The sequence below is a fragment of the Mesorhizobium sanjuanii genome, assembly GCF_002529485.1.
Taxonomy (GTDB): domain Bacteria; phylum Pseudomonadota; class Alphaproteobacteria; order Rhizobiales; family Rhizobiaceae; genus Mesorhizobium; species Mesorhizobium sanjuanii.
Genome location: NZ_NWQG01000219.1, coordinates 1 through 22,634, shown reverse-complemented (window position 1 = coordinate 22,634; position 22,634 = coordinate 1). Strand labels below are relative to the sequence as shown.

Here is a 22,634-nt window from a genome sequence, read left to right as displayed (position 1 = left end):
GGTGAACATTAAGTGGCAACCGGAAGCGAACACCGTTGGGAGCGGTCGAGCCAGTTTCCATTTCGCTTTGACGAATACGCGCGTAGCGCCACAGGCGGCTGGAGGATGCCCGTTCTCGAGTGCATGTTGCGCCAGCAACATCCGCTAGTCTCTCATGTTCCCTGTCAAGGCTGAGCGCAAGACGGATGGTCTGCTCGGCGTGGGCGAAGCAGTTGGATCGGCTGAAGCTGCACAGGGCTGGGGGTGGAGTTCAGAGACGACGGTTGATCAGACTCTCATCCGCGGGTTGGATACCGCCTTCCGTGTCTTCGTCTCGGGGCTGTCCTCTGTCTAGAGGGCGGGCGTCGAGCGGGTTGGCTCGGCCACATAACTAGCGACGGGAGTTCCCCACCGTGGCCCCACCCCCAACGCTGTGCAGCGGGTCGGGTCGAGACCTGTCTATGACGGTGCGACCTCCCGACCGATAGCCCACAAGAAGGCGGCCATCTCGCGTGCGATCGCGGCCACGACCGCTGGTGGCTTCTTGCCGGCGGCGTTCAGGCGGCGATAGCGAGTGCAGAGCCTGATTTGCGCCTTCCAGGCAATGTCGCGGACAGCCTTCGGCAGACCCTCGAGCCGGAGCCTCAGCGCTTCGCTGACCCTGGCGGGGTAGCGGTAAGTCCAAGCCGCTTCGACCAAGGCGCGGCGGGCGCGTCGATTGCCGGCGAGCGTAAGGCTCGACCGGCGGACCGTATCGCCCGTCGAGCGCTCTCCCGGAACCAGGCCGAGGAAGGCCATCAACTGCGGCGGCGTATCGAAGCGGCGCACATCCCCGATCTCGGCGGCGAAGATCACTGCGACCAGGAACGAGGCGCCGCGCATCGCCTGATAGGCCTCGACGACCCGTGCCATGGACCAGGTCGGCACGATGGTGCGCAACTGCTCGTCCAGGCGGCGTAGCCGCTGAGCGGCGTCCTCGATCGCGTCGATCTTCTCCTGGAAGACAATCTGCTGCGCCATATGCTCGAAGCTCTGGCGGGCAAGCCAGCGCCGGTGCGCCAATGTCCAATGACCGCCGCCCTCGTAGATCCGGCCATGGCGCAGAAGGAAGGAGAGCAGTTGCTGGCGTTTACGGCGCAGATCGTCGCCTGCAGTTTCCCGAGCCCGAACCAGATCGCGGACAGCCTCATGGACGACGTCCGGCACCCACACTCCAGTCAGCTCGCCCGCCCGATGCAGCCGCGCCAGCGTGACCGCGTCCCGTCGGTTCGTCTTGATCCGCTCGCCCGACCGCTTCGGGATCAGGGCCGGCGCAACCACCATGCAGTCGTGACCAAGATCGCGAACCTGCCGGCACAACCCGTAACCCGTCGGCCCGGCCTCGAAGCAGACGTGCAGTCGATCATACTTCTTTCCCAGCTTCTTGATCGTCCGCTCTATCGCTGCAGGACTATTTTCGAACGCTGCAGGACTATTTTCGACCTCGCCGACAAACCGGACCTCGCCGGTGCGGCCGCCCTCCGCGATCGCCACCGCATGCTTCTTCTTGGCTACATCAAACGCGACAAACGCTTCGCTATACTCTCCCATGGCTCGCCCTCCGTGCGGGAGGATCGGCTCGGCCCATCCGAGCAACCCTCGTCTCTTAATCGCACGAAAGGGCGGGCCACCGATCTCAGCCCTGGAACATGACGTCTAGCGTTCAAACTGGTGGCCTTAGCAGCCGCCCCAACGTTGGTCGCAAGCGGCGTTCAGCTCACCTTCTTGACGGGCGGTATGACCCAGGTCCCGTTGATGATCGATGGATTGCTCTCATTGGGCCAGTAGAGCCGCATCATCAGCACGAACTTGCCCTTAGGCGCCGGCAGCCAATTGGATTCCTTGTCGGCGCCCGGGGATTCGTTCTGGATCAGAAGGTCGATCGATCCGTCCGCATTGGCCTTGAGCGGCTGGCGGGCGCTGATCGAATAACGATTGAGCGGGTTTTCGACGAAAAAGTAGTCCGCGTCATACATGGTCAGCGACCAGAAACCGGAAACCGGCGGAGTCAGGCCCTTCTTGAAGGATAATACGTATTTTTCCGAACCGTTGTAGGCTCTCCTGACCAGGCCGCTGTCAGCCTTCATGGACGTCGGATAGATCGCATCCTGTGGCCGGTTGGCGCCAAGGCCGATGGCCGTCACGAGCGCACGCTGGATGTAGTTGGTACCGTAGAGACCCGTCTTGGTAGTGAAGCCCCAGCCGTCAATATCCTGCACGTCGCCGCCGCTGAACTTGAAATGCAGCATGATACGGGCGAAGGCGATCTCAGGAACGCGCTTGGCGAAGGCCGGATCGAACTTCGTCTTGTCGAAGTCCTGACCCGGCACGATGCCGATTTCAGCAAGCTTCTCCACCATCGGCGCGTCGGCCTCGGACGGCGGATTGGTCTTCAGAAGTTCGGCGAGCAGCGTAAAATACTCGACCGCGTCCATCTTGTTGACCTGGTCGCGCACCGCGGTCTTCATGTCGATCGACGGGTCGACCTTGCCGGCAGGCGGCGTCCAGTCCTTGCCGTGAGCGCTTAACGGATAGAGTTTCACCTCGTCCTGGATTTTGTGAACCGCAGCATAATCCTCGGGCGTGCCGGTGCAGTAAATGCGGCCGAGTAGCCAGACGATGCTGGTCGGCGACTTGTACTGCCTGACGCCTTCCGGCAGCGTGCCTTCCCAGCCCGGGCCGGTGACGGCGAATGTCTGCGCGCCGGTGCCAGTGGTCCGTTTTCCCGGGACATCGAAGACCGTCGTCCAGCCGTCGAGCATCGGGAAAAGGGCATAGCGGTCATTCAAGTCCGGCAGGCTGACAACCCAGGGCTCCTTGCCGACATCGAAGAACGCGGTGGTGTAGAGCGTATCGGCGTTAGGGGCTGTTACGTCCCGGAACTGGGCGTTCGGGTATTCCCGGACTTTGATAAGTTGCCCCATCGGACCTTTCGTCCCCTTGGGCTCGACGACATTTGTGATGATACGACGGGTCATCTCCATGGTGACGAGAGGATAGCCATAGGTGTATGCCTCGACGGCGAGGCCGAATTCGTCCGAACCTTCCATCAGGTCCGAAACAATGCCGTCTGCGGCGCCTGCCTCCAGGCTTTTGGAAGTTGCGGCAAGCAGGCCAAGGCCCCCGATCGATACAGTGCGACGTGAAATGTTCATGATGCCCTCCATTGGCGCTGATGGGCTGATGTTGCGGCATCATGCGGAAGAGGAGAACGTAACTTACAGTATCCTACGGCAGATTCTGCCCATTCCGGCTCAGTCAGTGAATTCGAGCCCGGGCGACTTCACGGATCCCGAGTGCCTATAGCGAGCCTTGAAGTTGGCCCATTTCGCTTAATACATTGATACCCTTCCCGAGAGATGGGTGACAGTTCATTCCGAAGACATGGTGCAGTGCACCCCTCTGTTTCTGAGATCGCCGCAGGGGCTTCCCGCCGCAGCCGGTTACAACTTCTCCCTCCTGCTCAGGTGGCTGAAGGCGTTTTTGTGGCTCTTGATGGCCGCGTTCCTGAACTGGCCGAAGCAGCTTGCCGCTTAGCGATCAAGATTGTTCACAGTCGACTAAGTCGCGACTCCGAATTCTCGGTTCGGAAAGGCTCGGTCCAGGCCGGGACCTGTCCGATCTTCTCATGCTTGCCCCTAATTCGCATCCGCTGATTGGCGCAGCGCCTCTGTCTCCGCCAACTGGATGCCCATTTCGACAAACGCGGAAAGAACTGAAAAGCGGTCCACCAACGCAACACGTGCCAGTCCGGCCAGAACCCCCGCACTCACAGCCCGGCCGGCTGGCGGCAAGGCCGATAGCGCTGGCGCCTCCGTAGCTGAACCGTTGCCGTGCCATCCTGCGGCCAGGGCAATCCAGGCAGCCGGCGTTGTCGGCGGCATTGCCGCGGCCTGGCTTACTTCCGCGCCATGGTAAGGACTATCGGGTTGGCTGACCCAGTCGTGAACAAGGGCGAGCAACTCATGATCCCCGCTGTCGAGCAGATCGGTCAGGTGGCTCAGGCACTCATGCGCCCACCAGACCGCAGCCCGCTCGGGAAGGAGATAGGCACAGAACGTAATCGCCTCCTCGGGCACCCGTCCGGCAAGGAGGGTGCGGCAAAACTCGATTGAAGGCTGTTCGGATGGAGATGCCACCATGTCCGCGGCAACGGCGGGGCAGGCCATGAAAAGATCCCGTGCCGTTTTGAATCGAAGCTCATTGGCCATGGCCGCCACGCTTTCACTTGGGGAACAATGGCACTGAAGCGCTGGACGGGGCGCGGGTCAAGCCTCAGTCCATGGCAAGGCGGCAACCGCCGTTGATCGCCCAACTGCTCCACGTTTATGACAGACAGTCGCTTCGCAATTTGGTATAGTCCGGGCCGGCGAAATCGGATCAAAACAGGAGTACCGTTGTGAAGTTGTGGGGTTCAGCCTTCGTGTTGGCGGTCGCGCTTTTTTCGACACATGCTTCCGCCGATCCGCTTCAGAAATCAGAAGACATCGTGAAGTTTTTTGAAGGGGCGAGCGAACTCGGCCCGACGCGTGGGGTTTGTGTCGGCACCGAAGACGAATGCAGGAGCAAGAAGAAGGAAGCGCCCGCCGAAAAAACCAGCCTCGATATGCTGATCAATTTCGGCCTGGATTCCGCGGAACTCGATACGACTGCGCGCGCCGAACTCAGCGAGTTCGCCAAGGCGCTCAACGATAACCGGCTGAGCACGCTGAGTTTTGTCGTGGAGGGCTACACTGACGCTTCCGGTTCGGCTCACTATAATGAAGGGCTGTCGGAACGAAGAGCACAATCGGTGACCGCCTTCCTGATGTCCAACGGCGTCGAAGCTGCCCGCATCAAGGCAATCGGCCTGGGCGAAACGCATCCACGCAGCCCCGACCCCTACGATCCGGCCAATCGCCGGGTGGAAATGCGGATAAGGACTGAGTAGCTGTGCGCCTGCTCAGGTGTCGAACAGGCTTGAAACGTAGGCTTGTCAGTTGTTGTTGAGCACGCCGCCCACTGCCACGCCGGTGCCGAAAATCAGCGCCTTGGTCAGGAAGTCGTTGTTGTCTCGTGGTGGTGGGGCGTCCCGCCGAACCACCTCGCGGTAGCGCTTTTTCTGCACGACCTGCTGTTGTGTGCGGGGCCTCTGTGTCGCCACCGGCTTTTGTGTCCGGGCTTTCTGTGCCACGGGCTTCTGTGCGCGGGCCTTCTGCACCTGCTTTTTCGGCTGCGCTGCACGAGCCTGATCGGCGGCATGTCTGGCGCGGACCGTAGCCATCATTGGATCGGTCTGGATCATCAGGAACGCCAGTTGCTCGCGTGTCAAGAAACTGGTCCTCGGCAGACCGTTCTTCGCTTGCCAGACGCCGATAGCCTGGCGGGTCTGCGGACCTATGTTTCCGTCGATACGGCCGAGTTCGTTGCCCAAGGCTTCGATGCGCAATTGCAGATCGATTCGGCCCTCGCGATCGAGACCGATCGCACTTTCTGTCGACTCGGTACCCGGAGACTGCTTCATCTCGTCTGAAACACCAATGGAGGTGCGAACGGCCGAGCCGGAATTGGCATTCGCCTCGTCCTCATCGACCGCCGCGACCTGCCGGTTTTCGGCTTTCGGGTCCTTCAGCTGGTCGATGTTCAGCCGTGCCACCGTGGCGAAGCGGCCGTTGGGAAACTGGTCGAGATAGGCTTCGTAGAACGGGACGGAGTTGCGTTTCGAAGCTTCATCCCACAGGCGCTGCTCGACCTCCCAGGAAGGAGGCTCGCTGACTACGGGGGCGGGGGTCGCGGTCGCAGCGGCGCCGGATGCGTCGGCGACAGGTTTTACGGCAGGCACCGCTTGGGATTGTCCCATGAAGACCTCGCGCCCCAGCGATGCGTTGTGCCAGGGTCTCTGGCGGCCCTGCGTCGTTTCGGTCACCTGGCCGCGCACACGCGTCAGCGCGCTCTGGATTTCAACGCCGGGCTCGGTCAGGTGCCTGGCGAGCGCCGTGGAATAGGGACTGTTGACGCCGTTGCCGTCGAAAGCGATGGCGCCTGGATCCGTTGCATAGGCAATCAGAATGCCGCCGGTTCCAACGCCCTCCGATTTTGCTTCAACCGGCGCCAGGCCGGCGCCGAACGAGGTGGAGCGGCTCTTCGGCATCGCGGCCGCCAGGGTCCTTGCCAGTGGATTGTCGCGGCAGGCATCGAGGATAACGACGCCAACCGCCGGCTCGGGCGGTAACGCCGCCATGAAGTCGTCGATCTGAATGGTGCGGGTCTTGAGATAGGCGGGCGATGTCAACTCCGCGTCGACCGGAATCAGGAAATTCTTGCCGTCGACCTGCATGCCGTGCCCGGCATAAAAGATGACGGCGAGATCGGCGTCGTAGGATTGCTCGGTAAACCGGCTGATGAGGCTGTGCATGCCTGCATTGTCTTGATCGACCCCCTCGATCACCTGGAAGCCGGCATTGCGCAGGGTGGATGCGATGAGGTGCGCATCGTTGGCGGGATTGGGCAAGGCAACGGCATGGACGTATTTGCTGTTGCCTATGACCAGCGCCACGCGTTTGGCCTCAGGCGCGGCGGCCTCCACCGCCCCAACCGAGGCGATGATAAACAGGATAAACCCGCTCACAAAGACAGCGAATGCTTTCATGGACCAGCCCTCCGCCCGCTCGGGGCGCACTTCTGATGTCTCCACATGCCAATTTCATCAGCGACATAGTCGCTTCTGCCAAAATGGCTCTCGGGCGTATGTGATCTGGACCACAGTTCTAGCTCACAAAGGGTCCGAAAAAAGTTGGCTGCAATAATGCTTGGCAGCAAGAACAACTGACGGTCCGGAACTCGTACGCTGCGAGAATCAGGTTCAAAGGGTATTCTGAATCGAACTTATGAGGGCCGTGACTGCCTGCTTGTACTTTTCGAACTCCGGCGATGTCTGGCGGACTTCCGTCGTCGTTGTCTGCTGGCCTACACGGGTCGTCCCCGGACTCAGCTTCCGACCCATTTTCCGTTCGGCCCAACTCACGACATAGCTGGCAGTCTTGCCGGTGAGAAACGGATTGGCTTGAATGACGGCCGACCCGAGCACGGCGCTCAACTGCGCCGAAGCCGGCGCCGACAACACCTGATGCGCGCCTTCCATTCCCAGGAAATGGCAGAGATAGAGCCGGCCGGCCGTGATCTGGTGGCCGCGCGCCCGAAGATAGGCCTCGCCTTCGCGCGCCAGATTGCTCACCATCTCGCGCGAAATCGTGGCGTCGTAGCGCAGGGCGAGCAGGTCGGCGGTCGACAATGTCCGCGCGAGCTCGGGACGGTATGTGTTCATCATCCTGATCCAGGTCTTTGTTATGAACTGACCGGCGCCGGTGGCTGAAGAATTGGGATTCTTGGCGCGGGCGCGGCCGCCACTTTCGACATGAACGATGCGGTCGGTCAGCGTTTCGACGGCCGAATCGTCCGTGGCGATTGTGGTAACCGTGCCCAGGGGATTGACGGCCTCGCCACTTCGGTAGAGTTCGAAATGCAGGTGCGGCCCGGTAGAAAGGCCGGTGGTGCCGATATAGCCAATGATGTCGCCCGCCTTCACCTTCGTGCCGACAGCGTTCTTGATCGCGAACCTCTGCATATGCGCATAGCGCGTCTCGCTCCCGTTTCCGTGCGAGATCTTCACCAGATTGCCGTAACCCCCTCCATCGCCCTGAAAGGCGATTTCGCCGTCGAAGGCGGCTGCAATCGGCGTACCCAGGGGTGCTGCCCAATCCACACCCTTGTGGATCCGAACGGTTCCGAGGATCGGGTGTTTGCGTGGACCGAAGGTGGACGTCATGACCCCGTTGACCGGCGTGACCATGCCGTTGGTGACCGTCAGCGAGCGAACCTGATCGTCACCGCTAACGCACGCAAACTGGCCGTCGCTCTGCTGGAAGACGAAGCAGTCGAGGCTTTTTTCGGTGCCCTGGACGCCCACATACAACACCCGTCCGGCAGTCTCTTCCTTGCCCCGCGGAGTTTGCGAATAGATCAGGACCAGACGCTGGTCTTCACTGGCGAAGGCGTCCAGATCCTGTCCTCTGGAGAGATACATGATCGCTTCGCCGATCACACCGGTCGGAACTTTGTTGCGTGCCGCCGTCGAATAGATTGCGTCGAGCAGTCGGTACTGCCTCTTGTGCGTGCCTTCCGCCGGTGCGCCCGAGTAGTGGAACAGATCTTCACGGACCCAGGGGTCAACACCAGACACAAACACACCGGCGGCGTTGCGTGTCAGCGTACCGATAAATACGTTCTTGGCGTAGATCGAAACCTGCTTCAGGGACATGGTTGTCGTCCCGCGCGTCGGCCGGTACCCGCGCATGGCGACGACATAACCCGGCTCAAGGCTTTCCCGACCGAAAAGCGTCTTCAGGGCCTCGCCCGCCAGCCTGGCATCCTCGGCGGAGAAATGCGCATCCAGTGCAACGCTGTCCAAGCTGCGGTCGTTGAGAATCTTCACGAAAATGTCTTCGGTAGCCTCGAATCGTTGATATTCGCTCGTGACAATTGCGACGCTTGTGTTGTTTTCGATCTGGGTCTTCTGGAATGCGGGAAGGGCTGCCTCGCCTGCATCAATTGTTTCCCCCCAGCCTGCTTCGGGATCATCGGCGCCCGCCTGCGGGCCAGAAGCAACCGGGGCCTCGCCTGAAACGGATGGCTGAGGAGCGTCTTGCGGATCGCTGGTTGGCGCGGCGGTCCGTCGCTGCGCCTGGAAGAACGCGAAATCTTCTTGTGTGGACGGGATCGTCGTCATGAATTTTTCGCTGGCGCTCAGCATCACGTCAGACAGAATTTCCAGCTGGGGAGAAACTCCGGCCTGGTCGAGTTCTGCCGGGCGCGGGATCACGCTGCCTTTTGTTGCGGCGCCGCCGTCGGGCGCAAGGGTGATCCACATCGGATCTCCCGCGAGGTCGATAATGGCAGGCACGTAGACCGATGCATCGGCCGGCACATCGTCCATTCCTTCGATCGCCTGCAACTCCTCGTCTTCATCGCCGAACGACCAATAGTCCGCAGTGAGGTAAAAGCCGGTGGCGATCGACAACAGGACAATCGCGGCAAGACCGGCAAGCAGCCTGCGCCACAGCTTGCGCCTGCGAAGGGCAGCGCGTGCCTGCTTCTTCGCCCTGAAGCTCGTGTCGATACTGTGCGTCACGGATTGCTTCCGGTCAGGAAAAAGGTCCACCGCGCCTGTTCGAGCGTATCGACTTCGAGAAATTGCGCGGCGATGCGGCCGCGCTGCCAGCATTCATCAATGCCACGTATCGAGAAGCGCCGCCGGTCGATGCACATTTCGGTCGACCCGGTCAGGATCGCGTGACCAAAAACGTCCGTCGCATAGATGTAGATATAACGGTTCGCCAGTTCCTCGCGGATGACGTTTACGCATTGATTTGCGCCAATGGTCCACCAGCCGTCCGTCTGGTCCGCATTATCGACCTTCTGGCCAACGGCGAGATTGACCACGTCGAGTGTCTGGTTGCAGACGGTGAATTCGGCACGCGCTTCGGTGGTCGGGAGGAGAGCCAGCAGCGCCGCACCGGACATGACCGCAAGTTTGACCGCCCGAACCAAGTCACGCCGCTTTTTGGGCGGGACAGCAGGCAGGGAGGAAAAACACGAGCGGCGGAGGTCCATGGGCGTCCATGCTACCCGCCGAGACGGAAGTACTGTGCCGTCGCGGAGAAGTCAGATCCGCTGGTCTCGATTTCCTCGATGATTTTGGGCAGCAGCCCCGAGGCCGGCGTTGGCCCGGAGAACGCCGCAGCCTGAATATCCTGTCGACCTGTGATGACCAATATGATCTGCGGCACGGGTTTGCCGGCTGCCTTGTCGGCGGGATCGAGACTGGCCGGGATGTTGAAAGTGGCCTTGTCCGATTGCACCACGATACGATCGTCGAGGTTGAATGCCATGCCCTCGTGGTCGATCAGCAGCACGCTGGAAATGAGGCCGCCATGCGTCACCAGCGTGCCGCCGACTGGCGAGCCGCTCTGCACCGACGTCCGATCGAGGACAAGCTGCGGCTTGTCGGCCGCCGTCCGGTCCAGAATGCGCAGAAAGTTGGTGACTTCGCATTGGGCCGGTTCAATGAGGCGGACGCTGATGTCCGGTTCGACCTGGAATCTTGCCTGGAAGTCGTACATCATTCGCTCGAAAGGCGGGACCTCGGTTCCAAATCCCTCGATCGCGGCAGCCTTGTCGGTAGCCGACGTCAACGCCGCATAGAAACAGTCGCCGCCGCTGAAGTCGCGCACCCAGGCGACCCGTTGCGCCATCGCATCGACGGGAGGGGCCGGCGGAGCCTCCGGTCTGGGCACGTTCAAGGCGATGGCCTCGTCCGGCGGCTTAGCTGCCGGCGGTTCGGCTTGCTGCGCCGGTGCGTTCGCGGCTTCCGTCTGGTTTGCAGTGGGTTCCGGCCCTTGCGCCGCCTTGGGCTCTGCCGGCTGGCTGATCGGCTGCTCGGGCTTCTGGCGCTCCATGACCTCGGGCTGGGCTGCTGGCGGCGAGGTTGCCTGCTGAGGCGCGGGCTCGACCTTTTGCGTCTGGGCCGCGGCGGCCAGGCGTTCGGCGTCGAGCCTTGCCTTTTCTTCCGAAGCGATGCGCATCGCCTCTGCCATCTTCTGGCGTTCCTCCTCTTCGGCTTTCGCCGCCTCGGCCCTGGCCTCGGCTTCAGTCCTCGCCTGTGCTTCCGCTTTGGCTCGCGCTTCCGCTGCGGCTTGAGCCTTTGCCTCGGCTTCAGCCTTCGCCTTGGCATCTGCCTGAATTTCAACCGGCGACTGCGTCTCGGCTCCCGACTGCTCGGGGGCTTTGCCGGTTGGCGAGGAGACTTCGGCGGGCTGCGTCGGCTCCGGTATTTGATCCGCCGCGGCATCTGCCCGATCTTCAACTGGCGGCGCAGCGGCCTCTGTTTGTGACGGTTGAGGCGGAACTGCCTTTGCCGGCTCATCGCCCGGCGGATTCGCAGCGCTGTCCGCCGGGGCCGGCTTTGGTGCTTCTGGTGTCAAAAGCGGTGTATCGCCGGCGACCGGCGTGGAAGGCGTCATCAAGCCGCTCAGATAGACGCCTGCGCCAGACACCACAGCCAGCGCCGCCAAGCCAGCGATCGCGATGGTTCGGGTTTTTGCAGGCTTTCCGGAGGCGTCAGGCGTGACCGCGCGCGAAGGAGGGGCGACCTTCGAAGGCCGCGGTTCGGACAGATGCGCCGGCCGGACATGCGGGACGAAGTGCTGTTCCCCCGATATCGCTGCTGAGGGCAAGGCCTGCCCGGGGGCTTTGGAACCGGGCGTGACGGTCCCCCCGGTTCTCGGCAAACCAGTTCGGTCGCGGAGTGTGATGGACGGTGGAGGCGTTGTCTCCTCGCTGTCGTCACGCGTCAGCCTGGCGATGTCCGCCATGCTGGCTGGCCGATCCCGCGGGTCCGGTTGCAGCATGGCTTCGATAATGTCGCGAAAATCGGCATCGATGTCGGACAGGTCCGGCACGATTCGGCGCTTCTCAACGATCTCGAACTGGGAGCCGCCCATGTCGATCGGTTTTCCGCGCAGTGCGGCGGCGAGCACCAATCCCAGGCTGTAGATGTCGGACTGCTCGCTGACGTCGCCGCCAAACAGCCCGAGCTGTTCGGGAGAAACGTAGCTGTACTTGCCTGCGAACTTTCCGCCGATCAGGGTCTCCCCGCCGACGGTTGCCGATCGCGCGATGCCGAAGTCGATGATCTTTGCACGGTCGACCCGGCCTCCTGGCAGGATAATGTTATCCGGGGAGAGGTCGCGGTGTATTGCTCCTGCCTGGTGCACGGCGCTCAAACCGGATGCGAGGCGGTGACAGAGCTTGCGCACGTCTTCCGTCCGCATCGCGCCACGCCGCATGACGTCGAACAGCGATTCGCCGTCGACGAATTCCATGGCAAGGTAGGGCCGGGCGATCCCGGGATCGATCGTGAAGACGTGATATCTGACGACCGCGTCGTGCGACAGGTGGTTGAGGATCGAGGCTTCCTTGCGGAACAGGGACAGGATCGTCTGGTCGCGGGCGAACTCGGGCAGGACGATCTTGATCGCGACGTGGTCGCCGGTCTGGATGTTGTGGCCACGGTAGACCTCACCCATGCCGCCGGACGCGATCCGCTCATCAAGTTCGTAGATGCCGCTGAGTTGCGTGCCGACGGCGGTGTTGGCCAGGCCAGGCGATATTCGCGTCTTGTCGTCGGCGCTCATCGGCCTCCAACCTCCGCGGATGGATCAGTATGGGACCCGTTGCTCCCGTCTCCGATCTTCACCAGCACAATCGTGACATTGTCCGTTCCGCCGCGCGCCAGCACCGTTTGCAGCAGTTTTTCGCATGCCGCCTGAGGTGTCGCGGACACCGCTGCCGCCTCGATCTCGGCGTCGGTGACGTGTGCCGTCAGCCCATCGGTGCTCAACACGAAAATGTCCCCCGGCATGATTTCGCCTTGCTGGAAATCGATGACGATCTCGTCGCTGACACCAACCGCATGTGTGATGACATTGCGGCGCGGCCAGGTGAGCGCTTCGGCCGCGCTGATCATGCCCCTGTCGAGAAGTTCCTGAACTTCGGTATGGTCCCTTGAAATCTGCGAGATCGAGCCGTTGCGGATCAGATAGACCCGGCTGTCGCCGGCCCATAGGCAGGCAAACCGTCCATTCATCGCCAGCAGGGCAGCGACGGTGGAGCCTATGGTTATGCCGCGAGACTCCGATATCCCGCGGATCTCGGCATTGGCCCGGCTCAGCCGGTCCTCGAAGCGCGCGCGAAGGTCCGGTGCCGAACTTGCGATGCCGATCGTTGCCAGATGATCGACGATGCTGGCCGAGGCGACTTCTCCGGCATCATGTCCACCCATTCCGTCGGCCACGACCCAGAGGCCGGTTTCCGGCTCGACCAGGTAGCTGTCCTCATTGAGCTCGCGGACACAGCCTCTGTGGCTGACACCGAAGCTTTCAAAGGGAAGGGCGACATTGTTCAATTTGCCACCAAGCGCTTCGCAAGCGTCCTTTGCGGCGCATTTTCCCGCGCTCGCTCGCGCCAGTTTGCCACAGGCGCGGATATTAGAGTATCGAAATCAACGTCCGGGCGTCTGTTGCCCATGGGCGGCGTCACCATGCTGGAAAGCTCAAGGGCCATGTCAAAAAGCCTTTGGGCAGCTGAACCCGGAAAGCGCGGGAAGGAGGAGGGGGTTGGGATCCGAACCGGTCTGGATCGTATAGGCGACATCGCGTCCGCCGATCACGAAGCGGGCTTCCGTATTGCCGCCGGTGCTGGTGATATCAGCCTTGTCCAGCAATCGCTTCAGTGCCCACGGACCGTCGAACTTGATGGCGGACTCACGGCCTGGCATTTCCGGCATGAGGCTCAGGCTGGCGGACGCCGAAGTCCCGCCACTCGGCCAAGCCACCGTGCTCGGCGTATTGCCCACCTGGTTGCTTTGAACGATCTGGCCATCAACGTCGAGTATCGCCGCATCGGCATCGCCATGCAATGAAACCGGCGTAAAGGTGACACTCACCGATGGGACAGAACCACCGGAGGGAAAGAAGGCGTTGCGGATCTCGGCAGCAAGCTGGAAGTCCTTCAAGGTCGACTTCGGAAGGTCGCGCCCGAAGCGCGCATCCTGTTTCCAACTCCAGTCCTGGCCGGTCATGTCGATCAGCGATGCGAGATTTTGTGCGAAGAACCGGTCCATCAGGCCGCCCGGAGCGAACAGTTTCGAGAAATCCGCCATTGCGATGTCCTCGGTGCCATTGCCGGCGAAGGGATAATGTCCGTTGACCGCCTCTTCGCAGGCGCGCGTCACGGTCTGGTCGAGCATCTGGTTCAGATTCGCTACCGAGGTTTCGGCAACGTTGCCCTCAAACTCGTCGGCCGTCGCGTTGACCATCCGCGCTAGTTGCTTGGGCAGACGCGAGATATTGGCGCGAAGGGTGGATATCTGCAGCTGCAGGTTCATGTTGACGCGTTCCGTCTGCGAAGGAACATCGGCCGCCAGTTGCAGGCTCTGGTAGATGTCACGGAAATTCTGGGTCAATGCATCGATCGGGCGGCGTCCGGCAGGACCGTTCACCAGCGTCTGGAATGACCTGAACTGCGCTTCGATATTTGCTCCGGGATGCTGTGTGATCGAGGACCCTGCGCCGGCGCGGCTTTGCGATTTGCCTGTGGCAATCTGTATGCCGATGCGCGCCAAACCCTTGGCGATATCTGCAGACGTCTGCGGCTGGTTCTGAACCACACCGGATTCCAGTTCGGAGGCTCTGCTGCGTCCGGCTTCCTGCGTCAGAGCTGTCTCGTCGGCTATCGCCGTAAAAAGCTGGTCGATCGGCGATGTTGGTGACGCGGCGGCGGAAAGCGCGATATAGTGCGGCTTGTCCTTCAGCATCGCCTTGAACCTCAATTCATCGAGAACGGCGTTCCACGCCGCGGTGAACTCCTTCCCGTAGCGATCGAGAAGTTCTGGACCGAGCTTGAGCAGCGCCTGATCGATGCCGCCTTGCTCGCCGCCACCGCCGAGGACCCATTGATCGTCGACCAGCATCTGCGCGATCCCAGAGAGTTGCCCGAGGTAGAAGTCGTTGAAGCCGGCATGGGTGTAGATGCCGGGAACACCAACATCATTCAGATCGCTGCCGTCGATGCGCTCGAACAGCAACTGCGCTTCCGGGCCACCTTTCGCGGAAACAGAAAAATCGTCCAGCGCCGCTGCGTATGCAGCTGACTTGATCAATGCGGAGGCGCGATCGGCCAGGCTCATGCGCCCGAGCGAGCGCTGGGCGGATTCGACAAGCGGTCGGTTGAGTTCGAAAACCGGATCATAGGCATCGTCCAGTGCCAGCATGGCGCGCAGATGCTTTTCGAGTTGCGCCCGACCCTCGCGGTTGTTTTCGCCCGGATACCGGTTCTGCTCCCAATCCTGTTTCATCCAGGAAACGATCAAAGCGTCGTCGACCTTCGGCGCCTTGCCGCCAAGCATCAGATAGATTTTCAACGGTTCATAGAGCGCGGCGGGATCAGCCATCTTGGCCTGGATCGTCCGCTCGGCCTGGATCAATAGCCGCGCGCGGAATGTGCGCTCCAGCGCTTGCCGGTATGCCGTGTTGGATGCTGAAAGAAGTCTCTCCCGCTGGCTGAGGCCGAACGTCTCCTCGATAGGTGTCGGCAAATCACCGATTTCGAACCCTGCCGGCAGATTGCGCAACTGGTCGAGCGGGCCAATGACGTTTTCGAGATCGACATCGGTGACCGTCGTACTTTTGAGCAGCGGGGCCGCTGTTTCGCGATACTGGTTCATCGCTTGCGTGGTGGCGGCGATCAGGGACCTGTTGGTTGTAAAGCTCATGGCCATGGCGCCCAGTGCTACCGCTGAGATCAATGCGATTAAGCCAAGGCCGCCATATCTGGCGATCGCCGCACGCCTTTCAGCTGATTTGTCGTATGAAACCCACCCGGCCTCCGCAAAAATGACGCGGGTGAGAAGGTCGTGCAAAAAGAAGCTCTTGCCGGTGCCGGACAGATGGGCTCTGGAATTGCTGCCGAAACTGCGGCCGATTGCGCCCAGCACCTGGTCGATCGGTGTTCCTTCCTGCGTGCCTGACGAAAAATAAAATCCCCGCAGGCTGACATTCACCTGGCTGCGGGCCGGATCGAACAGGCTGGCGACGAAAGTGGCGATCCGTCCCTTCAGCGCGCCAAATTGCGCCGGAAAGCCAAAGATGGATATGCGCGCGACCGGATCAGCCTCCTCCTCCAGCCGGTCGGGTATCTCCTGCGCCAGCCATTTTGCCAATGCCTCGAACTCGGCCGGAGCCTCGCCGACCATGTTCTTGTTGCGATCCGTGGTCTGGAATGTCGCGCCCCAGACCTTGCGTCGGCGCGGTTCGTCGAACCCGCCGAAATAATCCATGAAGCCGGAGACAAGATCGGCCTTGGTGAAAAGCAGGTAGACCGGAAACTGGACTTTCAGCGTTTCGTATGTTTCCCGCAGCCGGCTGCGTATCTCGACGATATGGGCGTTCAATTGCTGATCATCGAGACTGATGAGGTCGGCAAGGCTGATGGCCAGGATAACGCCGTTTATCGGTTGCCTGGCGCGGTATTTCTTGAGCAGCGACAAAAAGGCAAGCCAGCTCTTCTTGTCGCTCGGCGCGTGCGAATCCTGCGTTGTGTAGCGTCCGGCGGTGTCGATCAGCACCGCCTCGTCGGTGAACCACCAGTCGCAGGATCGTGTACCGCCAATACCGGCCACCGGCAGGGCGTCACCCGACCCGGCAAGCGGAAATTTCAGGCCCGAATTGACCAGCGCCGTCGTCTTGCCGGCACCAGGCGGCCCGATGATGATGTACCAGGGGATCTCATAGAGGAAGTTGCGCTTGCCGCTCGACCGCTTCAGCGTCGCAATGGCCGCGGTCATGCGGGCCTCGAGCACCTGCGAGTCGCCATCCCTGTCGTCGTTGCTGACGATTACCGCCTCGAGCGCTTTCTGCGCCTTTCGCATTTGCCAGAAACGGAGGCCGTAGAAGAGCGCTGCGATCGCCAGGATGACGCCGATGATCGTGGCACGCAGCCAGACAGGGCCGAGCGGGCGGGTGTCGTCAAAGCGGATCAGTGGCCCGGCAAACCAGACGGCTGCCGCGAAACCGGCCAGCGCAATGACGCTGAATATCCGCAGCAGCCAACGCGTCATGGGCGCTTCCAGCTGGCCGTGTTCACAACGTCTCCTCCTTGGGGATCATCACGTCGACACGGCGATTCTGGGCGCGGCCTTCCGGAGTCGCATTGTCGGCGATCGGCTCGTCGTCGCCCTTGCCCTCGACCGTGATCCGCGAAGGATCGCTGAATCGCGGCGCCATCATCCCTTCGACAGCCTGCGCCCGGGCGATGGAAAGGTCGAAGTTGGATTTGAACGCGCTCGATTTTCGCGGTTTCACATTGTCCGTATGGCCGACGATCCTGATCGGTCCGGGCTCGCGGTCCAGCGCGGCGGCAATGTCCGCGGCTACCGGCCCGAATTCCGGCTTTACCTCGGCCCTGCCGGACTGGAACAACAAGAGATTGTTGATCTCCACGACGATGAACCTGCCTTGCGTGCCGACGATCAGCCCACCGCGCGCGATATCCTTGGCCAGTGCGGCACGGATGCGATCGATCTGGGTGGCGGTCGCTGCGACAGGCGGGGCGACTTTCACCGGCTCGGCCAACGGCGCCACGCTGGCGCGTTCGATGGTGACCGGCGTCGACGGATTGAGGGCCAGCAGTTCGCCGGCAGCGGCATCGCCCTCGTTGGTGATGGAGACCCGCAACGTGAAGAATGCCGCTGTGAGCAGCGCCGATGCAGCAGCCGCAACGACCCAGAGCGGCAACCGGGCCGACGATTTCGCCATTGCCGCCGCCATGCCCTGCCAGTGCGGTGACACCTCTTCGTCGGCGCGAGCCCTGAAGTAGCGGAGCGTGTCATAGACGTCGCGTCGGACACGTTCGAGACCGGTGTCATCGCCCGCCAGGCCCCGATACTGGCCTTCGAACCCCAATGACAGGCAGGCATGCATCAATTCGAGCAAATCGTAATGTGCCTCCGGGGTGGTCAGCACCTTGTTCAGCGCTTCGAAGAAGCCCGTGCCGGTGGGTTCGACGTGGAAGAACCGCGACACCATGCTGTGCTGGGCCCAGTCATCACTCCTGGGCCAGGGCAGGTTGCCGATCAGATCGTCAGCGGTTTCGCAAAGGGCGAATTTTGCGATCCGGGCATCCTCTTCAGGAACGCCGGTTTTTTCCATGGTCCGGTCGAACTTTTCAAGCTCATCGGCAACATGCTCCGCCAACGGCTCCGCCTGTCTTTCGACTGGCAAAAGCCTGAGCTGGCCGAACAGCACCAGCAAGGGCGCGGCCGCGGCGAGGATCGGGTTTCCAGCAAAATATCTGACGCTGTCCGTGGCGTTGAGCAGGACATCCTGCTGCATGGCTGGCGTCGCCGCGGAAGAGTTGGTTGCCATCGCGGCATTGGAGGATGCGCCTTGATAGATGACAGTTCCGGATGTCCAGCCCGGGGGCGTATGCCGGCCGACACCCGGATCGAAAATCGTTGAATCCTTGACCGGCTGCGGATCGCGCTGCCCGCTGCCAGGAACAGGCCCCTGAGCAGCTGGCGCCGATTTTTGCTCGCGCCGTGGATTTGCGCGAATGACGGTTTTGCCCGCCGGGCCGAAAGGATTGTCCTTCGAGCTCATTGCAGATCTTCCGTCAAGCCGCGATGCCCGGGTTTGCGCCAGATGGGCGCAAAACGGTTTCTGGTCATGGGCAGGAAATGCAGGCGCTGCTGACGAAGGCAGTGTCTGGAAGAAGGTCGGCTACAAAACACTATCCCGCCGTAACATGACATTTGCCGCAGACCCCTAGGTCAATCAGCCTTACCCGCTGGCGAACTGTCGTATGTGATCGTAATCTCAGAAGCTGTCGATTGAAACCTAAAGCGGTGCTGCGAAAGGATTTTTCTTCGCCATCTCCAGCGCCGCACGTCCGTCTGGTTCGGTCTCACCGGTCTATTTTTGTTTGTCGGCCTTGGCATAGGCCTCGCTGAAATAGGACAGGAATATATCCAGCATGCCGTTTTCGTGGGCTTCCTCCATGGTCCGCCATTTGGCGACAAAGGCGTCCCAGGCCAGGCCTTTCTTCGAGCTGAACGAGGTCGGCGGAAGCTTTTTGCCGATCGCCTCGGGCGACAAGTCGTCAAGCAGCCGGGACAGAGCAGCTTGCATGGCTGCATAGGTGGCAAATTCGTGCGTCTTGAGATCGCGGAATGCGTCTTCGATGCTGTGTCTGGCATCGAGATAGCCGGCTCTGCGCCGTGCGAACATGATCTCAAGGATATCGTCGGTTCCCGGGACGAATTTTAGGGGATTGTTGTCCTCAGCACTTATCATCGTGCGGTGTGTGCTCTTGGCCAGTATCTTCGCAGCCGCCCGTGCTTTCAGCAGCAAGGCCAGTTCCTCGACCACCGTCCGCAGCACCGCGCCGATTTCGGCAGCAACTTCATGGGGATCACGAGATTGAAGCAATTCCGGGGAGATGCCGGCTCCGATCGCGATTTCCCGCAGCATCTCGTCTGAGTCAGAGCGGCGAGGTGCGGACCCGGCCGAGGGCGAAGGAGTGGGCTGCAGCAAGGAAGACGTCGACGCTGACGCCTGCTGCCCGGGCCGCTGCTCCGCCGGACTGAAGAAAGGCTCGTTGCCAAAGTCCAGCGGCCGGCCGGTGGCGACCGGCATTTCCCGTTGCGTCGAACCGCGATTGCCTTGAGTTTGGCCTGTCGCCGCGCGCTCGTCGTCAATCGATACGAAGATGACGTAACGGCCGATCAGCAGCCGGTCGCCATGACCGAGCCGATGCGGGCCGGCCATGCGCTGGCTCGATCCGTTGACGAAGGTTCCATTGCGCGAGACATCGTACAGCCAGAACGCGCCCGCGTCGAACCTAACCTCGCAGTGCCGGCCGGAGATGAACTTGTCCGGGTCGGACAAAGTCCAGTCACAAGCCTCGCGTCCGATTTCGAAGCCGCGATCACGGGCTGCATAGCCGGTCGGGAGGCCAGCGGGCAGGGCGTCGACATTGTTGATCTGCAGCCTGATGAACATCTAAAATCGCCGTCGATCGCCGATCGATACGCCACCATTCTAGCAGCTTGCAAGTATAACAGGACAGCAGCGTTTCAAGTCGATGAAATCGATAAGGCAGGGTTCAGCTGCCGTTCGTTCTTTTTTTGGTCGGCAGGAAAACCTGTGGTAGGCTCAAAATGACCTAGTGTGGCGTTCCTGAAGGTGATGTTGATCACATAGCAGGAACTTCAAATCCGCCACACTGGCGGCCGCGTCCAGGAGGGGCACGACCCATGCCGAACGAACAACGCGCCACGGTTGTGCAGACACCAGTGGGCGCCGAGTTGTTGACCTTCACCCATCTTGTCGGGCGCGACGAGATCAGTCGTTGTTTGGCCTATACTGTCGGGTTCGTGAGTAACAGCCCCGATATCGACCCGCTCAAGATGCTGGGCGGGGCTGTTTCGATCGAAGGTGAATCCGATCCGAAACGCTGGTTCAGCGGCCTGATCTCGGAATTTCGGCTGACCCGGATCGAGGACAGGCTGGCATATTACGAAGCGGTCATCAGGCCATGGCTCTGGTTCCTCGGCAACACGACCGACTGCCGCATTTTCCAGAACATGAGCGTCATCGAGATCGTCGAGGAGGTTTTCTCGAAATACAGCACGGCAAAATTCGAGAAGCGCCTGCAAGGGTCTTATCCGCCGCGCGAATACTGCGTGCAGTACGACGAGACCGACCTCGATTTCGTGCAGCGGTTGCTCGAGCACGAAGGCATCCTGTATTTCTTCGAACATGACGAGGACAAGCACACCCTTGTGCTCGCCGATGCGATGAGCAAGCTGAAGCCGGCGCCGGGCTATGAAAAGGTGCCTTATCACTTTGAAGGGCAGGGCTCGCGGCGCGATGTCGAGTATATAACCGAATGGATTCCGGGCAGTTCGGTGCGGCCGGGCGCCTATGTCCATACCGACTATGACTTCAAGAAGCCGGGCGCCGACCTGATGGCCAAATCCGCCCAGCCGTTCGGCCATAAGCTGGCGGCAGGCGAGAACTATCGCCAGCCCGGCGCGCATCTCGAGGTGGGCCGGGGCGACAGCCTGGCCGCGATCCGGCGCGAGGAACTCCAGGCCGTGCATCAGCGCATCGCTGCCGTTGGAACCGTGCGCGGGCTATATTCGGGCTGCACGTTCAAGCTGGACGGCTTCCCGCGCGAGGACCAGAACCAGGAGTACCTGGTGGTCAGCGCCGAATACCGGCTGTTCGATCCGGGCTACAGGGCCCTTGCCGACGTCGGCAGCGAGAACTTCAAGGTGATCCTGGGTGTGGCGCCGACAGCCTTGCCATATCGTCCGCCACGGATCACGCCCCGGCCGATCATGCGCGGGCCCCAGACGGCAACGGTGGTCGGTCCCTCCGGCGAGGAGATCTTCACCGACAAATACGCCCGGGTGAAGGTGCAGTTCCACTGGGACCGTCTTGGCAAGAAGGACCAGAACAGCTCCTGTTTCGTGCGCGTCTCGCAGACCTGGGCCGGCAGCGGCTGGGGCTTCATCCAGATACCGCGCATCGGCCAGGAGGTCATCATCGATTTCATCGAAGGCGACCCGGATCTGCCGATCATCACCGGCAGGGTCTACAACGCCTCGCAGATGCCGCCCTACGGGTTGCCGGGCAGCGCCACCCAATCCGGCTGGAAGTCGGACTCCTCCAAAGGCGGCGGTGGTTACAACGAGCTGATGTTCGAGGACAAGGCCGGCTCCGAATTGGTCAACTTCCAGGCGCAGAAGGACCACAACCTTCTGATCAAGAACGACCGCACCAAGCTGGTCCAGCACGACCAGTCCGACCGGATAGACCACGACGCCAAGCACTCCGTCGGCCACAACCTCGACGAGGACGTCGGCAACAACAAGACGGTCAAGGTCGGCGTCGACCAGACCACGGATATCGGCAACAACGATACCGAGACGGTGGGCAAGAACCGATCACTGACGGTGGGCGTCGATGAGACGATCAACATTGGGTCGAACTCCACCGAAACGATCGGTGCCAATCACACCCAGACCGTGGCGCTGATCCAGACCATTACGGTTGGCGCCGCGCGCGTGGATTCAGTGGGCGCCGCGGAAACCCGAAGCGTTGGTGCGGTGCAGACCAACACTATTGGCGCCTCGCGCTCGGTGACGGTGGGCGCGGCACAGTCCCACAACATCGCCGCCGCTGACAGCTGGGCGATCGGTGCGGGGCAAACGGTCAACGTCGCGGCCGACCAGAGCGTCACCGTTGGCAGCGCCCAGACTTTCAGCGTTGGCGCAGCGCGCAGCGCCAGCGTCGCGGCCGACGATTCCACAAGTATCGGCGGTGCTCATTCGCTGAGCGTCGCAAAGGATAGTGGGATCAGCATTAGCCAGGATAGCTCGATCAAGGTAGGCAAGAAGCTGGTGATCGACGCAGGCGACGAGATCCTGATCCAATGCGGCTCGGCCAAGATCATGATGAAGAAAGACGGCACGATCGGCATCGAGGGCAAGGATATTTCGGTCAAAGCGTCGGGCAAGATCAGCATCAAGGCGTCGAGCGACATCACGATGAAGGGCTCGAAGATCAGCGAGAATTGAGGTGCAGCGATGAGCGACGTTCGCGAACGCATTGACGGTGTGGTGATCGGCATTTTTCTCGGTTTCGACGACGACGCGTCGCCACTGGTGGTATTTCCCGGCAACCCGGAAGAGACAGCCTTGCCGGCGCGCAGCCTGACCGACCTGACATCCGATATGATCGGCTCCGAAGTGGCTTTGCTGTTTCAAGAGGGCGACACCATGAGGCCTCTGATCGTCGGCCGCATCGTCGAGCCGGTCCGCAAAACCGCCGCAATGCGCCTCGTGCGCGACGGCGAGTGCGTTCGCATCATCGGCGAAGAGCGCATCGAACTGCGCTGCGGCAAGGCAACGATCCTCATGCAAAAAGACGGCCGCATCACCATTCGTGGCACCTTTG

14 protein-coding genes are annotated in these 22,634 nt (G+C 61.5%); 3 read left to right on the top strand and 11 right to left on the bottom strand.

Features of this window, described 5'->3' with window-relative positions:
• Positions 1-438: 438 nt before the first annotated feature.
• The 3 genes from CN311_RS27280 to CN311_RS27270 form a co-directional block, all read right to left on the bottom strand.
• Positions 439-1,569: an IS110 family RNA-guided transposase gene (locus CN311_RS27280; RefSeq protein WP_097576741.1), complete on the bottom strand. Its 1,131-nt coding sequence runs from the start codon at positions 1,567-1,569 to the stop codon at positions 439-441.
• Positions 1,570-1,730: 161 nt separating this feature from the next.
• The gene (locus CN311_RS27275) at positions 1,731-3,173 is read right to left on the bottom strand and encodes a DUF1254 domain-containing protein (RefSeq protein WP_097576743.1); all 1,443 of its coding nucleotides are present in this window, start codon (positions 3,171-3,173) and stop codon (positions 1,731-1,733) included.
• A gap of 483 nt (positions 3,174-3,656) precedes the next feature.
• The gene (locus CN311_RS27270) at positions 3,657-4,229 is read right to left on the bottom strand and encodes a DUF6931 family protein (protein WP_208866585.1); all 573 of its coding nucleotides are present in this window, start codon (positions 4,227-4,229) and stop codon (positions 3,657-3,659) included.
• Between the two features lie 188 nt (positions 4,230-4,417).
• Between CN311_RS27270 and CN311_RS27265 the strand changes: the two genes are divergently transcribed.
• Positions 4,418-4,948 (top strand): OmpA family protein, encoded by a 531-nt coding sequence (locus CN311_RS27265; RefSeq protein ID WP_097576739.1) that lies wholly within the window; start codon positions 4,418-4,420, stop codon positions 4,946-4,948.
• Positions 4,949-4,993: 45 nt separating this feature from the next.
• Here the strand turns inward: CN311_RS27265 and CN311_RS27260 are convergent, their stop codons facing one another.
• From CN311_RS27260 to tagH, 8 genes are all read right to left on the bottom strand, one after another.
• A complete protein-coding gene (locus tag CN311_RS27260; protein WP_097576738.1) occupies positions 4,994-6,646 on the bottom strand; it encodes a caspase family protein in 1,653 nt (550 codons plus the stop codon).
• 213 nt (positions 6,647-6,859) lie between these two features.
• The gene (locus tag CN311_RS27255) at positions 6,860-9,184 is read right to left on the bottom strand and encodes a M23 family metallopeptidase (RefSeq protein ID WP_097576737.1); all 2,325 of its coding nucleotides are present in this window, start codon (positions 9,182-9,184) and stop codon (positions 6,860-6,862) included.
• Positions 9,181-9,576 carry a DUF1036 domain-containing protein gene (locus tag CN311_RS27250; RefSeq protein WP_097576736.1) on the bottom strand — a complete coding sequence of 132 codons (396 nt, stop codon included), beginning with the start codon at positions 9,574-9,576 and terminating at the stop codon, positions 9,181-9,183. Before CN311_RS27250 ends, CN311_RS27255 begins: the two co-directional genes overlap by 4 nt.
• 101 nt (positions 9,577-9,677) lie before the next feature.
• Entirely contained in the window at positions 9,678-12,248 is a 2,571-nt protein-coding gene (locus CN311_RS27245) for a serine/threonine-protein kinase (RefSeq protein WP_097576735.1), read from the bottom strand.
• Positions 12,245-13,018, bottom strand: coding sequence for a PP2C family protein-serine/threonine phosphatase (locus tag CN311_RS27240; protein WP_097576734.1), 774 nt, complete (start codon positions 13,016-13,018; stop codon positions 12,245-12,247). The genes CN311_RS27245 and CN311_RS27240 overlap by 4 nt, the downstream gene beginning before the upstream one ends.
• 159 nt (positions 13,019-13,177) lie before the next feature.
• A complete protein-coding gene (gene tssM, locus CN311_RS27235; protein ID WP_097576733.1) occupies positions 13,178-16,729 on the bottom strand; it encodes a type VI secretion system membrane subunit TssM in 3,552 nt (1,183 codons plus the stop codon).
• Positions 16,730-16,751: 22 nt separating this feature from the next.
• Positions 16,752-18,269, bottom strand: coding sequence for a type VI secretion system protein TssL, long form (gene tssL / locus CN311_RS27230; protein WP_097576732.1), 1,518 nt, complete (start codon positions 18,267-18,269; stop codon positions 16,752-16,754).
• Positions 18,270-18,581: 312 nt separating this feature from the next.
• On the bottom strand, positions 18,582-19,670 hold the full coding sequence (gene tagH / locus CN311_RS27225; RefSeq protein WP_097576731.1) for a type VI secretion system-associated FHA domain protein TagH: 1,089 nt from the start codon (positions 19,668-19,670) through the stop codon (positions 18,582-18,584).
• A gap of 254 nt (positions 19,671-19,924) precedes the next feature.
• On the opposite strand from tagH, the gene CN311_RS27220 reads away from it, so the two are divergent.
• Positions 19,925-22,255, top strand: a complete 2,331-nt coding sequence (locus CN311_RS27220) for a type VI secretion system Vgr family protein (RefSeq protein WP_097576730.1) — start codon at positions 19,925-19,927, stop codon at positions 22,253-22,255.
• 9 nt (positions 22,256-22,264) lie between these two features.
• On the top strand, positions 22,265-22,634 hold a 370-nt coding region (locus CN311_RS27215), incomplete at its 3' end, for a DUF6484 domain-containing protein (RefSeq protein WP_097576729.1).

Bases quoted from the DNA above. Each gene is read 5' to 3' on its own strand.
- CN311_RS27260 (WP_097576738.1), bottom strand. From the start codon at position 6,646: ATGAAAGCATTCGCTGTCTTTGTGAGCGGGTTTATCCTGTTTATCATC.
- CN311_RS27270 (WP_208866585.1), bottom strand. From the start codon at position 4,229: ATGGCCAATGAGCTTCGATTCAAAACGGCACGGGATCTTTTCATGGCC.
- CN311_RS27280 (WP_097576741.1), bottom strand. From the start codon at position 1,569: ATGGGAGAGTATAGCGAAGCGTTTGTCGCGTTTGATGTAGCCAAGAAG.
- tagH (WP_097576731.1), bottom strand. From the start codon at position 19,670: ATGTTCATCAGGCTGCAGATCAACAATGTCGACGCCCTGCCCGCTGGC.
- tssL (WP_097576732.1), bottom strand. From the start codon at position 18,269: ATGAGCTCGAAGGACAATCCTTTCGGCCCGGCGGGCAAAACCGTCATT.
- CN311_RS27245 (WP_097576735.1), bottom strand. From the start codon at position 12,248: ATGAGCGCCGACGACAAGACGCGAATATCGCCTGGCCTGGCCAACACC.
- tssM (WP_097576733.1), bottom strand. From the start codon at position 16,729: ATGACGCGTTGGCTGCTGCGGATATTCAGCGTCATTGCGCTGGCCGGT.
- CN311_RS27220 (WP_097576730.1), top strand. From the start codon at position 19,925: ATGCCGAACGAACAACGCGCCACGGTTGTGCAGACACCAGTGGGCGCC.
- CN311_RS27275 (WP_097576743.1), bottom strand. From the start codon at position 3,173: ATGAACATTTCACGTCGCACTGTATCGATCGGGGGCCTTGGCCTGCTT.
- CN311_RS27250 (WP_097576736.1), bottom strand. From the start codon at position 9,576: ATGTCCGGTGCGGCGCTGCTGGCTCTCCTCCCGACCACCGAAGCGCGT.